At 73.0% G+C, this 13147-nt stretch carries 12 protein-coding genes and 1 riboswitch; of the genes, 4 read left to right on the top strand and 8 right to left on the bottom strand.

From position 1 onward, the window contains the following. Positions 1-22 precede the first annotated feature (22 nt). Positions 23-454, bottom strand: a complete 432-nt coding sequence (locus tag MVA48_RS06440; RefSeq protein ID WP_246987001.1) for an SRPBCC family protein — start codon at positions 452-454, stop codon at positions 23-25. 154 nt (positions 455-608) lie between these two features. On the opposite strand from MVA48_RS06440, the gene MVA48_RS06445 reads away from it, so the two are divergent. Further along, complete coding sequence (locus MVA48_RS06445) at positions 609-2402, top strand: AMP-dependent synthetase/ligase (RefSeq protein WP_246987003.1); 1794 nt, start codon at positions 609-611, stop codon at positions 2400-2402. Positions 2403-2445: 43 nt separating this feature from the next. On the opposite strand, the gene MVA48_RS06450 is transcribed toward MVA48_RS06445, so the two are convergent. The 5 genes from MVA48_RS06450 to MVA48_RS06470 form a co-directional block, all read right to left on the bottom strand. Continuing rightward, on the bottom strand, positions 2446-3570 hold the full coding sequence (locus MVA48_RS06450) for a glycosyltransferase family 4 protein (RefSeq protein ID WP_246987005.1): 1125 nt from the start codon (positions 3568-3570) through the stop codon (positions 2446-2448). Then, entirely contained in the window at positions 3567-4847 is a 1281-nt protein-coding gene (locus tag MVA48_RS06455) for a M48 family metallopeptidase (protein WP_246987007.1), read from the bottom strand. Before MVA48_RS06455 ends, MVA48_RS06450 begins: the two co-directional genes overlap by 4 nt. Before the next feature lie 74 nt (positions 4848-4921). Then, entirely contained in the window at positions 4922-6010 is a 1089-nt protein-coding gene (locus tag MVA48_RS06460; protein WP_246987009.1) for a C40 family peptidase, read from the bottom strand. A gap of 17 nt (positions 6011-6027) precedes the next feature. Then, positions 6028-6184: riboswitch (cyclic di-AMP (ydaO/yuaA leader) on the bottom strand. Between the two features lie 219 nt (positions 6185-6403). Continuing rightward, positions 6404-6790, bottom strand: coding sequence for a hypothetical protein (locus tag MVA48_RS06465; protein WP_246989386.1), 387 nt, complete (start codon positions 6788-6790; stop codon positions 6404-6406). A gap of 59 nt (positions 6791-6849) precedes the next feature. Continuing rightward, positions 6850-8595 carry a M15 family metallopeptidase gene (locus tag MVA48_RS06470; protein ID WP_246987011.1) on the bottom strand — a complete coding sequence of 582 codons (1746 nt, stop codon included), beginning with the start codon at positions 8593-8595 and terminating at the stop codon, positions 6850-6852. Between the two features lie 186 nt (positions 8596-8781). Between MVA48_RS06470 and MVA48_RS06475 the strand changes: the two genes are divergently transcribed. Both MVA48_RS06475 and MVA48_RS06480 read left to right on the top strand, forming a co-directional pair. Beyond that, complete coding sequence (locus MVA48_RS06475; RefSeq protein ID WP_246987013.1) at positions 8782-10617, top strand: DEDD exonuclease domain-containing protein; 1836 nt, start codon at positions 8782-8784, stop codon at positions 10615-10617. After that, positions 10614-10901, top strand: coding sequence for an Lrp/AsnC family transcriptional regulator (locus MVA48_RS06480; protein ID WP_246987015.1), 288 nt, complete (start codon positions 10614-10616; stop codon positions 10899-10901). Before MVA48_RS06475 ends, MVA48_RS06480 begins: the two co-directional genes overlap by 4 nt. On the opposite strand, the gene trpD is transcribed toward MVA48_RS06480, so the two are convergent. Then, positions 10898-11953 (bottom strand): anthranilate phosphoribosyltransferase, encoded by a 1056-nt coding sequence (gene trpD / locus MVA48_RS06485; RefSeq protein ID WP_246987018.1) that lies wholly within the window; start codon positions 11951-11953, stop codon positions 10898-10900. The two genes, MVA48_RS06480 and trpD, sit on opposite strands and share 4 nt — an antisense overlap. After that, positions 11950-12378: a hypothetical protein gene (locus MVA48_RS06490; RefSeq protein WP_246987020.1), complete on the bottom strand. Its 429-nt coding sequence runs from the start codon at positions 12376-12378 to the stop codon at positions 11950-11952. Before MVA48_RS06490 ends, trpD begins: the two co-directional genes overlap by 4 nt. A gap of 125 nt (positions 12379-12503) precedes the next feature. Here MVA48_RS06490 and ctaE point away from each other — a divergent pair, with 125 nt between their 5' ends. Next, positions 12504-13124, top strand: a complete 621-nt coding sequence (gene ctaE / locus MVA48_RS06495) for an aa3-type cytochrome oxidase subunit III (protein ID WP_371821199.1) — start codon at positions 12504-12506, stop codon at positions 13122-13124. The last annotated feature ends 23 nt before the right edge of the window (positions 13125-13147 follow it).

Below are 13147 nucleotides of genomic sequence, written 5' to 3' on the forward strand. Positions count from 1 at the left end.
CAGCAGAGTTCGCACCGGCGCGTCAGCCCTCGACGCGCTTCTTGAGCTCCTTGAGCGCGGTGTCGAGGATGACCTTCTCCGCCTTGCGCTTCATCATGCCCAGCAGCGGGATCTTCGTGTCGATGGTGATCGTGTAGGTCACCTCGGTGCGCCCGTCGGTCTCGCGCAACGCGTAGGAGCCGTCCTGGCGCTTCATCAGCTGGCTGGAGACCAGCGACCAGGACACCGCCCGGTCGCCGTCCCAGCTGTAGTCGAGCACGTAGTCGTCGGTGATCGCACCGGCGTCGAGGACGAAGTGCACGCGGCGGGCCCGGCCATCCGCGCCCTCCTCGAGGACCTCGACCTTCTTGGCGGCGGCGACCCACTGCGGGTAGGAGGGGAAGTCGGCGATCACCGCCATGACGTCGGCCGCGGGCGCATCGACGGTGATCGACTGGGTGGACTGCTCGGCCATGGGCAGCAGGCTAACCGTTTCCGGTTGTTCAGCATGCCGATACCCGGGCTCTCTGCTACTCACGAGTAGGCGTTACGGCTAGATTCGTGGAGATGTCCCCGACCGGGGCTGCAGGCGACGGGGCCTGCGGGCGGCGGGGAGGAGAGGACCAGGCGTGCGCGAGTTCAGCGTTCCTGCGACCATCGAGGTGGGCCCCGACGAGGCGCTCCCCGACCTGCTCGCCAAGAATGTCGCCGAGGTGGGCGACCAGACCGGCTTCCGCGTCCAGCGCAACGGCCAGTGGCAGGACGTCTCCTGGAAGGAGTTCGGCGACCAGGTCGCCGGCGTGGCCAAGGGCCTGATCGCCTCCGGGGTGGCGGCCGGGGACAGGGTCGCCCTGCAGGCCAAGACCCGCTACGAGTGGGCGGTCATCGACTTCGCCATCTGGACCGCCGGAGCCGCGACGGTCCCGATCTACGAGACCTCCAGCGCCGACCAGGTCGCCTGGATCCTGTCGGACTCCGGCGCGACCGCGATCCTCGTCGAGAAGGACGAGCACGCCTCGGCCGTCGAGTCGGTGCGCGAGCAGGCCCCCGACCTGAAGTCGGTCTTCGTCATCGACGACGGCGCCGTCGACCAGTTGGTCGCGGCGGGCAAGGACGTGCCCGACAGCGAGCTCGAGGCCCGCCGCGCCACGCTCGACGCCGACAGCCTGGCCACGCTCATCTACACCAGCGGCACGACCGGCCGGCCCAAGGGCTGCGAGCTCACGCACCGCAACTTCCTGTTCGAGATCGGCAACGGGATGAGCCTGCTCGGCCGGTTCCTCAACGTCGAGGGCTCGCTCCTGCTCTTCATCCCGATGGCGCACGTCCTGGCCCGCGTCATCCACGTCGGCGCGGTCAAGACGCGCACCGTGGTGGGCCACACGCCGGACGTGAAGAACCTGGTCGACGACCTCGGCGCCTTCAAGCCGACCTTCGTGCTCGCCGTTCCGCGCGTGTTCGAGAAGGTCTTCAACTCCGCCAAGGCCAAGGCGGAGGGCGACGGCAAGGGCAAGATCTTCGACAAGGCCGCGCAGGTGGCCATCGACTGGTCGCGCGCCCAGGACACCGGCGGCGCGGGCCTCGCGCTGCGCGCCCAGCACGCCCTGTTCGACAAGCTCGTCTACGGCAAGCTCCGTGCCGCCCTCGGCGGCCGGTGCCTCGGCGCCATCTCCGGCGGTGCCCCGCTGGGCGAGCGGCTCGGTCACTTCTTCCGCGGCATCGGCGTCACCGTGTACGAGGGCTACGGCCTGACCGAGACCACCGCCGCCGCCTCGGTGAACCACGACGAGGCCCTGCGCATCGGCACCGTCGGCCGCCCCCTGCCCGGCGTGGACTTCCGGATCGCCGACGACGGCGAGGTGCTCATCCGTGGCGGCATCGTCATGCGGGGCTACTGGCGGAACGAGGAGGCGACCAAGGAGGCCATCGACTCCGAGGGCTTCTTCCACACCGGCGACCTCGGGGAGCTCGACGGCGACGGCTTCCTCAAGATCACCGGGCGCAAGAAGGAGATCCTGGTGACCGCGGGCGGGAAGAACGTCGCCCCGGCCGTGCTCGAGGACCGCCTCCGGGCCCACCGGCTGGTCAGCCAGTGCATCGTCGTCGGCGACCAGCGGCCGTTCATCGCCGCCCTGGTGACCCTCGACGAGGAGGCGCTGCCCCAGTGGCTCGAGTCGAAGGGCAAGCCGGCCGACCAGAAGGCCGACCAGGTGCGCGAGGACCCGGAGCTGTTCGCCGAGATCGAGGCCGCGGTCAAGGAGGCCAACAAGGCGGTCTCGAACGCCGAGGCGATCAAGAAGTTCAAGATCCTCGGCACCGACTTCACCGAGGACAACGGAATGCTCACCCCGAGCTTGAAGCTCAAGCGCTCCGTCGTGATGAAGGAGTTCGACGCGGAGGTCGAGGGCCTCTACGCACGCTAGGAACCGCCGCCGAGCCCCGTCCCGCCGTCGTGCGGGGCGGGGCTCAGTGCTGTTCGAGCAGCGAGGCGAAGGTGCCGGCGATCGTCGTCCACGACCAGCGTTCCTCCACCCAGGAACGACCGGCCTTGCCCATCGCGTGCGCCCGGCCGGGGTCGGCCAGCAGGCCGGCGATGGTGTCGGCCACGACCGCGGGCGACCGTGGGTCGACGACGTGTCCGGTGATGCCGTCGAGCACTGCCTCGGGCGCACCGCCCGACGTCCCCGCCACCACGGGGACGCCGCAGGCCGCCGCCTCCAGGAAGACCATGCCCAGGCCCTCGACGTCGAGCCCTCCGCGACGGGTCCGGCACGGCATCGCGAAGACGTCGCCCGCCGCGTAGAAGGCGGGCAGGTCGGCGGGGGCCACCGGACCGGCGAACACGACCGACCCGTCCAGCCGCCGGGCGGTCACCGCCCGGCGCAGCGACGCCTCGCCGGGCCCGCCTCCGACGAGCAGGAGGCGGGCCTCCGGATGCCGGGCCACCACGTTCGGCCAGCCGGCGACCAGCACGTCCTGCCCCTTGCGCGCCACCAGGCGCGAGACGCAGACGACCACCGGCCCCTCGCCGAGTCCGTACGCCCGCCGGACGGCGGCACCGTCCGCCTGGGGGGTGAACCGGTCGACGTCCACCCCCGGAGAGAGCTGGGCGAGCCGCGTGCGCCCGCCCAGCGCAGGGGCCAGTCGCTCGTGGGTGTACTGGCTGATGTAGGTGAGGACGTCGAGACCGCCGGCGATGCGCTGCATGAGCTGCCGCGACAAGGGGAGGGCGACCCAGCCCGTCTCGTGCCCGTGGGTGGCCCCCACGACGTGCCGTACACCGGCTGACCGCAGCGCGGGCGCGATCAGCCCCAGCGGCGCGGCGGCACCGAAGAAGGCGCTGTCGCACCCGTGGCGGCGCGCGAGATCGACTGCGGCCCCGGTGGTGGCCCGGGTCGGCAGCAGCATGCCGGTCGGCCGGCGGAGCACCGGATAGGGCAGCGCTGCGTCGTACTCGGCGGACCCGGGCGAGTCGGACGCCAGGACGACGACGGACCCGGCAGGCCGGCGCTCGAGCAGCGCGGCGACGAAGGTCTGGATGCCGCCCTGGCGTGGCGGGAAGTCGTTGGTGACGACCAGTGTCCGGGTCACGGTCCGGCCAGCCGCTGCCAGTCGCGGGCCATCGTCACCCGCTGCGAGACGGTGGGGTGGGAGCCGAAGAACCAGTGCCACGCGGCCGGGGGGTCCGGGTCGGACAGGTTGGTCGCGGCCAGGCTCCGCTGCATGCCGATGAAGGCGTCGGGGTCTGCGGTGAGGTCGAGTGCGCGGACGTCGGCCCGCGCCTCGACGTGCCGCGACACCAGGTTCTGCGCCGGTGTGGAGAGCAGGGTGCCCACGGCGGCGAGGAACAGCACCAGGGGGATCACCCGCGGGTCGGCGGGCGACTCGACCCCCGCGCGCCGCAGCATGCGCGACGACCCGAGCACCCAGCACAGGGCCGAGACTCCGGCCGCGGCGCCGATCGCTCCCATCAGCGTGCCGGTCAGCACGTCGTCGGTCGCCACGTGCCCGAGTTCGTGGGCGACGATCGACTCGATCTGGTCGTCGGGGAGCCGCTCGATCACGGTGTCGTAGACGACGATCCGGCGCGTGGAGCCGAAGCCGGAGACGTAGGCGTTCAGCGCGGTCGTGCGCCGGGAGGCGTCGGACACCAGCACGTCCTCGACCGGCGTGCCGTTCTCCTCGGCCAGGTCGAGCAGGTCGGTGCGCAGCTGGCCCGCCGGCAGCGACTCGAAACGGTTGAACGCCGGCTCGATGACCAGCGGGTACAGGAAGGACCCGACCACGACGAAGGCCGCCGCTGTCGCGGCCGACCACGCCCACCAGGTGCGCGGCGCACGGCGGATGAGCCACAGGAACGACATCACTGCCACGGCGGTGAGCAGTGCGCTGATGCCGGTGGACACGAGCACGTCGCGCACCCACAACCCCCAGCTGCGGGTCGACAGCCCGAACCGGTGCCGGATCATCTCGCCGTAGGCCGAGAACGGCAGGGTGACCAGTCGGCCCACCACGACGAGCGCCGCCGTACCGAGCAACACCTGTGCCGTCCGGCGCCCGCCGAACGGGCGTCCCACGAACTGCACGAGCCGCGCGCCGAGCGGCGTCAGCGCGAGGACACCCGAAGCGGTGAGACTCAGCGCCAGGGAGATCAACGAGGCGGGGCGCAATGCGGCGGCGAGGGACTCCGCCCGCTCGACGTCCTCGGGAGCGAGCCCGCCGGTCGGATCGACCGGGCTCCCGCCACCGGGCGGTTCCGGGAGCACGTCCCACGGCGTGCGGAGGACGACGACGAGCACGAAGGCCAGACCGAGCACGATCGCCGCGAGGAGCGGAGCCCGGGCCTTGGTCCTCCCCGCCCGGCTCACGGAGCGATCCTATGAGGACGGCGAGGGCCGGTGATCCCGGAGCGGGATCACCGGCCCTCGAGGCCACCCGTGGATCAGCCGGCGATGCGGCGGGCGTGGGTGAACCCGCTCATCGAGTTGAAGTCGACGACCATGACCGGCTTGCTCGACGTCGACGCGTGCACCATCTTGCCGTTGCCGACGTACATCGCGACGTGACTGGTCGGGCTGTAGTAGAAGAGCAGGTCACCCGGCTGCAACTCCGAGACCGACACCGGGGTGCCCATCGTCGACTGGCTCCGGCTGGAGTGCGGCAGGCTGACGCCGGCCGCGGAGTAGGCGTACTGCGTGAGGCCCGAGCAGTCGAAGGCGTCCGGACCGCCGGCGCCCCACACGTAGGCGTCACCGACCTGAGCCAGCGCCGTGTCGACCGCGACCTGGGCGGCGCCGCTGGGCGCCACCACGCCGGTCGGCACGGCCTGGGCCTGGGTGCCGCCGTGGGCGGCGGCCACGACCTCCCGCTGCGGAGCGGTCAGCGCGGCGTACTGGCGCTTGTAGTCGGCGATCTTCGCCTCGAGGTCCTCCTGCTTGACCTCGATCGCCTCGATCTGCTGCTGGGCCTCGGCCACCGCGGCGTCGGCGGCTTCCTGCGCCGACTCGGCTTCGTCGGCGGCGAGCGCCACCTCGGTGATCGCGTCGCTGGTGTGCCCGGCGATCGCGTCGAGCGTGCTCATCTGGTGCAGCAGGTCGTCGGCCGACTCACTGGTCAGGATCACGTCGAGGTGGGACAGCCCCTCGCTGGTGTACGCGGACCGGGCGAGCTGGCGGATCTGGCCGTCGAGGGCGTCGAGCTGGGCCTGAGCCTCGGCGGCGGCGCGCTGGGCGCTCTGGACGGCGGCCTGCTGGCGTTCGAGGACAACCTTGGCCTCGTTGAGCTCCTCGGTGACCACTTCGAGTTCGTGGTCGGCCTCGGCAACCATCGCGGCGGCCTGCGCCGGCGTGGTGGCCTCACCGGGGTCCGCGCCGGCGGTGCCGGGAAGAACGGTGAGGGTGAGGGCTGCGGTGGCTCCCAGGAGGAGACCGGAGCGGAGCCAGCCGAGGTGGCCGGGGCGCGTCCGGTGGGCCGGGGAGGGGCGGTCCTGCTGTTCCAGGGCGTGCGGCAGTACGGCGTGTGGGGTCGCCACGAGCGGCGGCTCTCCGTTTCTTCCTCTGCAACCGCCTACCGAGTTAGCTGACGGGTTCGGGCTGGGAAGACTGGCCCTATCCCCTGCTCACCGGCGAGCCGGCCCTGCAGGGGAACTCACCCCAGGACTGCGGTGGGTCCCCGGTTCACCGTCGGACGTGCGCGCGGACGCACGACGCCGTCAGATGATTCGGCGGTGCCCGGCCGAGGCCACCCCTTTGCGGGCGGCGACCACCCGGTCGGACGGCGACGACCCTACGGCCGTGATGTTCCCGTGACAAATGGAACGTCCTGCGACTGGTGTGACGAAGATCCCGATCAGGTGCGTCACCGCTGGTCATGCGGTCGCGCCACGGAAGGTGTGATGTGACCCGGACCGGTCCGTCCGCCGTCCTCAGCCGGTCCGACAGCTCCCTCCGGGGCGCTCTGCGGCGCCCTCCCGGTGTCGTCCCTCCCGGTGTCGTCCCTCCCGGTGTCGTCCCTCCCGGTGTCGCAGCGGTGGTACCAGTCCCACGTCGGCCAGGGCGCGGACGGCCCGGCGCTCGATGTCGTCGAACTCGACGACGACCCCTGGCGGCGGGAGGACGACGTCCTCCGCGGCGAGCCGATCGGCCGTGGCCGGCCCCTCGCCTGGACCCTCGACGCCAGGGGCGCGGGCCGTCATCGGGACGACGACCGGGTCGGTGTTCTGCCAGCCCGGCGGAGCACCGAGCAGCACGGTGACGACGCAGTCGGCGCAGCCGGCGCCCCGGGCGGTGCAGGTGTCGCAGTCGATCAGCATGGTCTCTCTCCTCCGTGAGTTGCTGCGCACGGTAGGAGGCGCCACCGACAATTTCCGGCTCAGGTGCCGGCGTACTCCCAGTGCCACGGCTCCTCGCGGCCGTTGCCGGGCTCGGCCCAGTCGGGGTGCAGGTAGCCGAAGCGGCCGGCGTTCGCCTTCATCCAGTTGTACTGGGGAGTGCCGAAGCGCTCGATGCCACCGCAGAGGTCGACGGCCAGGCCCCAACCGTGGTTGCTGGTGCCCGGCACCGCGGCCAGGGCCGGCTTGCGACCGTAGAGGTCGACCTGGCTCGCGTACGTGCGGTAGGAGTCGGTGATGCAGATGGGGGTGCCGAACGCGGAGGCGAACGCCGCCGACATGGCGCGGTAGGCGGCCGCGGCGTCGCAGCGCAGCACGTGCGATCCGGCACCCAAGGGGCACATCGCGCTCGGCGGGATGAGCCCGTTGGGATAGCCGCCCCAGGCGCGCGCGCCGTCGTAGCTCGGCGGATAGACGGTGTTGCCGCACTCGACCTTCAGGGCTCCGCCGGTGGGACCGGGCACGGCCACCGGCGCCCGCTGGCCGAGGCTGGGCCGGCCGATGCCGAGCACCTGATCGGCCGGGAGGGTGCGGACGACGACGGCACCGGCGCGCGCGTCGGCGGCGAGCATCGTCTGCGGGTCCAGGGCGATGCCGACGTGGCCCAGACCCGACTCCGGCGTGCCGAGGAAGACGAGGTCCCCGGGCAGCACGTCGGGAGGGGCCACGGGCGTCGCCGTCGCGAACAGCTCCGCCTGCGTCGCCGGGAGCGCGATACCGGCCCGCCCGTAGACGGTGGAGACCAGCGAGCCACAGTCCCACGACTCCGGACCGGCGGTGCCGGGCGCGTAGGGAAGTCCGAGGGCGTCCATCGCGGCGGTGACCGCCGACAGCGTCTCGGCGGGCAGCACGAGCAGCGAGGTGGGCTGCCGCGGCAGCTGGGCGGCACCCGCCTGCGCCGCCCCGCTGCTGGCTCCCACGGGCACGAGACCGGGCGGGATGCCCGACGCCGGGTCGAGCAGCGCGGAAGCCGGCGGCGGCTGCACACCGGCGGCGGTCAGCTGCTCCAGATAGGCCTGCCAGTTGGCGGCCGTCTTCTGGTTCACGTCGACCTGCTCGGCCTGCAGCTGCGCCAGCTGCCGGTCGACCTCGTCGAGAGCGGCGCCCAGCTCGTCGGTCACCGCCGCGGCCGCCGCCTCGAGTTCGGCCACGCGTGCGGCGACGACGTCGGCCCGTTCCCGTGCCTTCCCCAGGGCGGCGGCGGCCCGCTGCTGCTCGTCCAGGGCCGCCCGCCGCAGCTTCTCGGCCGCACCGATCATCTCGGCCGCGTGCGCGTCGACGACCTCGAGGAACCCCATGGCCGAGAGGACGTCGCCCGGATCGCCCCCGGAGAGGAGCAGGGTCAGCGGCGTCAGCGCCCCGCCGTCGCGGTAGACGGCCCGCGCGTACCCGGCGACGACCTCCTGGTGGCCGGCCAGCTCGCCCTCGGCGTGGGCCAGGACCGACTCGGCCTCGGCGACGGCCTGCTCGGCCTGGGCCAGCTCCTCCCGCGCCGCGGCGACCTCGGCCTCCTGCTCCCGCAGACCGGCCTGCACCTCGGCGGCGCGCTGCTGGAGCCGGTCGAGGGCCCGACTGTCGAGGACGGCGGTGGTCCCCCCGGGCTGGTCACTGGGCGCGGCCGCGGCGGGGCCGGCCACGGCGACCGTCGAGAGAGCGACCACCGCGGCAGCGCCGACCACGCGCCTCGCCGTCCAGCCGCTGGTGCGCCACCGGGAGCGCGCGAACATCGACCACCTCTGCGTTCCGGGTTCGCCAGCACGACGGCGTCCCCCACCAGGGGGAATGGTGTCCTGATCGACCCGCCGCCGCCAGGTGAGGCGGCCCGTTCCCCCGCCCGGGCGACCATTCGTGATGCGGGCGTGACCGGCGCGGCAATCACAAGAGTGTCATTACCCCGCCCTACCGTCCGTCCCGTGCCGTCCTCCCGCGTGCTGCCGCGTCCCTCCGCACAGCGGTACGAGCAGGTGTCCATCGAGGAACTTGGGACGCCGCTCCTCGACGTCACCTTCGTCGTGGTCGACCTCGAGACGACAGGCGGCTCCCCCAAGGACAGCGCCATCACCGAGATCGGCGCCGTGAAGGTGCGGGGCGGCGAGGTCCTGGGCGAGTTCCAGACCCTCGTCGACCCGGGCTGCGAGATCCCGCCCTACATCAGCGTCCTGACCGGCATCACGTCGATGATGGTGGCCACGGCTCCGCGCATCGGCACCGTGCTCCCGGCGTTCCTGGAGTTCGCGCGGGGTGCGGTGCTGGTGGCGCACAACGCACCGTTCGACCTCGGCTTCCTCAAGGCGGCGTGCGCCCAGAACGGCGTCACCTGGCCCCCGGCAGCCTCGGTCGACACGGCCGTGCTCGCCCGCCGGCTGCTCAGCCGCGACGAGGTACCCAATTGCAAGCTGGCCACGCTGGCCCCGTACTTCTCGGCGACCACGTCGCCCACCCACCGTGCGCTCGACGACGCGAAGGCCACCGTCGACGTCCTCCACGGCCTGTTCGAGCGCCTCGGCCCGCTCGGCATCACGACGCTGGAGGAGCTCACCGGCCTGACCCGGCAGGTCGACCCCGAGCGGCTGCGCAAGCGCCACCTCGCCGACGGCGTGCCCCGCGGGCCGGGGGTCTACCTCTTCCGCGGCCCCCGTGACGAGCCGCTGTACGTAGGCACGTCCAACGACCTGCGCAGCCGGGTGCGCAGCTACTTCTCCTCCGGCGAGCAGCGCAGCCGGATCACCGAGATGGTCGCGCTGGCCCAGCGCGTCGACGCCATCTCCTGCGCCCACGACCTCGAGGCCGCCGTGCGGGAGCTGCGGCTCATCGCCCGGCACAAGCCCCGGTACAACCGCCGGTCGCGCTACCCCGAGCGCGCGCTGTGGCTGCGGCTGACCGACGAGCCGTTCCCGCGGCTGTCGGTGGTCCGCCGCGTGCGGCCGGGAGCCGGTGTCTTCCTGGGCCCGTTCCCCGACCGTCGCGCCGCCGACGCCGCGATGGCCGCGGTCCACGAGTCGCTCCCCCTGCGCCAGTGCACGAGCCGCATCCCGGTCCGCGCCCCGTCGGGCGCGGCGTGCGCACTGGCCGGCATGGGCCGCTGCGGCGCGCCGTGCACGGGCGCGCAATCGGTCGACGAGTACGCGTCGATCGCGGCGGTCTTCCGGGCGGCGGTGCACCAGGACGCGCGTGACCTGGTCGCTCCGCTGCTCGCGCGGGTGGATCGGCTCGCCGCCGAGGAGCGCTACGAGGACGCCGCGGTGCTCCGCGACCGCGTCGCCGTCCTCGTCCGGGCCGTGCGCCGCCGTCAACGGCTGGAGTCGCTTGCCGCCGTCCTCGAGCTCGTCATCGCCCGCCCGGACGGGTCGGGCGGCTGGCATCTGTCGGTGGTGCGCGAGGGCCGGCTGGTCGCCGCCGGCACCGCACCGGTGGGGACGTCGGTGCGCGGCAGGCTGCCCGGCCTGCTGGCGACCGCCGAGACCCTGCCCGGCCCCGACGACGAGCACGCCACGTCGGTCGACGAGACCGAACTGGTGCTGCGCTGGATGGAGAAGCCCGGCACCCGGCTCGTCGAGCTCACCGGCACCCTCGCCTGCCCGGCGCCGGGCACCGGGCCCTTCACCCGGTTCCTCGACCGCGTCGAGAGCGGCCGCTCCGGGCGCGACCCGTTCGCCGACGGCCGCTCGCTGGGCACGCGGACCCGGCCGGAGCGCGTCTCCGCGGGGGCGGGCGTGCGGCCCGGCGCCCCGATAGCATCGCCGGCGTGATCACCGCCATCGTCATGATCGACGCGGCCACCGACGCGATCCCGGAGGTCGCGGCGGCGATCGCCGACCTCGAGGGGGTCAGCGAGGTCTACTCCACGGCCGGCGAGGTGGACCTGATCGCCATCGTCCGGGTGCGCGAGTTCGACCAGGTGGCCGAGGTCATCGCCGGGCGGATCAACAAGGTGCCCGGCGTGCTCGAGACCGAGACGCACATCGCGTTCCGCGCGTATTCGAAGCACGACCTGGAGGCCGCGTTCGCGATCGGCTTCGAGACTGCCGACTAGCTCTGCGCGGCGCGGCTGACGGCGACCCACCGGTCCAGCAGCGCCGCGGCGCGGCCGTCGTCGATCGCGGCCGATGCCCGCTCCATGCCCGCGGCGACGGCGTCGTGCAGCCGCGCCGCCCGCACGTCGAAGGCCGCCAGCGCCGCACCCGCGTTGAGCACCACCGCGTCCCGCACCGGGCCCTTCTCCCCCGCCAGCAGCCGCCGGAACACCCCGGCGTTCACCGAGGGTGAACCGCCGCGCAGGGCGTCGGGTGCCGATGGCGCGATGCCCAGCGCCTCCGGGTCCAGCCGGTCGGGGGTCACCTCGCCGTCCCGGACGATCCACACCGAGGACGTCGTCGCGGTCGTCAGCTCGTCGAGGCCGTCGTCCCCCCGGAAGACGAGGGCCCGGCCGCCTCGGGCGGCGAGCACGTCGGCCATCACGGGGGCCATCCGCGGGTCGGCGCACCCGACCGCCGCCGCCACGGGCCGCGCCGGATTGGTCAGCGGCCCGAGGAAGTTGAAGACGGTGCCGATGCCCATCTCCCGACGGGGCACGGCCGCGTGCCGCATGCCGGGGTGGAACACCGGCGCGAAGAAGAACCCGATCCCTGCCTCGCGGACGCAGCGCGCGACGGCGGGGGCCGGCAGGTCGATGGCCACGCCGAGCGCCTCCAGCACGTCGGCCGCACCCGAGGACGACGACGCCGCGCGGTTGCCGTGCTTGGCCACCGGCACCCCTGCCCCCGCGGTGACCACGGCGGCCATCGTCGAGATGTTCACCGTGTGGGCGCCGTCGCCGCCGGTGCCCACGATGTCGACGCAGTCGACGTCGATGGCGACCGGGGTGGCCTGCGCCAGCATCTCGGCGGCCAGCCCGGTGACCTCCTCCGCGGACTCGCCCTTGGCGCGGAGCGCGACGGCGAAGGCGGCGACCTGGACCGGGGTGGCCTCGCCGGTCATCACCTCGCGCATCGCCCACGCCGCGTCGGCGGCGGAGAGGTCCTCTCGGGCGAGGAGCCGGTTGAGCAGCGCCGGCCAGGTGGTCCGCCCGACGGTCGGGCGGGTCACCGGCGGTGGACGGGGCGGTACACGTGCTCGCGCAGCAGGTCGGCCACCACGGCGGGCGCGGTCAGCGGGTCGACCGGTAGCGGGAGCGTGGCCTCGGCCCGCGACCAGTGCGCCAGCCATCGGTCGGGTTGCCGCGCGATCAGCACGCAGACGGCCGGCCGGTCGGCGACCTCCATCTCGAGCTGCCGGGCGACGGCGAGCCCGCCCATGGGCTGCGCCTCGCCGTCGAGGATGCACAGATCGACCCCGCCCCGGTCGACCGCCGCGATGACCTCGTCGCCGGTCACGCACTCGAGCCAGGTCAGCGGACCGACGTCCGCGGCAGGGCGCCGGCCGACGGCCGTGCGCACGGCGTCCCGCACCTGCGATCGATGGCTGTAGACCAGCACGGTGGCGGGGAGGGGGTTGTCGGCGGCGGCACTCACGCGCCGGAGCCTAGTAGCTGACCCGCCCGTTTCCCCGGCAACCGCGGGCACCGGGTAAAGAGCTGATCACTTTGCCGCCACGCCCGTCGCACCCGCGGTCGTCCCGGCCCCCTGCCGATGCCATGATGACCCTCGTGACAACGGCCCCCGTCGCGAGCAGCACCTTCGACACCTCACGGGTGCACTCCCTGACCCGACCGAACATGGTCAGCGTCGGCACGATCATCTGGCTCTCGAGCGAGCTGATGTTCTTCGCCGGCCTGTTCGCCATGTACTTCACCGCGCGAGCCCGGGCCACCGAGGGGTGGCCCCCGGAGCCGACGCACCTGAACCTGCCCTACGCGCTGACCATCACCATCATCCTGGTGGCGTCGTCGATCACCTGCCAGTTCGGCGTGTTCGCCGCGGAGCAGGGCAACGTCTACGGCCTGCGCCGGTGGTTCACCATCACGTTCGTGATGGGCCTGATCTTCGTGATCGGCCAGGGCTACGAGTACGTGATGCTGGTCGAGGAGGGGACGACGATCTCGTCGTCCACGTACGGCTCGGTCTTCTACATCACGACCGGCTTCCACGGGTTGCACGTCATCGGCGGACTGATCGCCTTCGTCTACCTCCTCATCCGGTCCACCATGGGCCGTTTCACGCCTGCCCAGGCGACCTCGGCCATCGTGGTCTCCTACTACTGGCACTTCGTCGACGTCGTGTGGATCGGGCTGTTCGCCACGATCTACCTGATCCGCTAGGGAACCGGTGTCCTCCACGAATC

Origin of the sequence: Blastococcus sp. PRF04-17 (assembly GCF_023016265.1) — a bacterium.
In the GTDB taxonomy this organism is placed as follows: domain Bacteria; phylum Actinomycetota; class Actinomycetes; order Mycobacteriales; family Geodermatophilaceae; genus Blastococcus_B.

Coding starts and splice junctions, on each gene's coding strand:
- MVA48_RS06440 (WP_246987001.1), bottom strand. CDS start 454: ATGGCCGAGCAGTCCACCCAGTCGATCACCGTCGATGCGCCCGCGGCC.
- MVA48_RS06465 (WP_246989386.1), bottom strand. CDS start 6,790: ATGCTGATCGACTGCGACACCTGCACCGCCCGGGGCGCCGGCTGCGCC.
- MVA48_RS06470 (WP_246987011.1), bottom strand. CDS start 8,595: ATGTTCGCGCGCTCCCGGTGGCGCACCAGCGGCTGGACGGCGAGGCGC.
- ctaE (WP_371821199.1), top strand. CDS start 12,504: ATGACCCTCGTGACAACGGCCCCCGTCGCGAGCAGCACCTTCGACACC.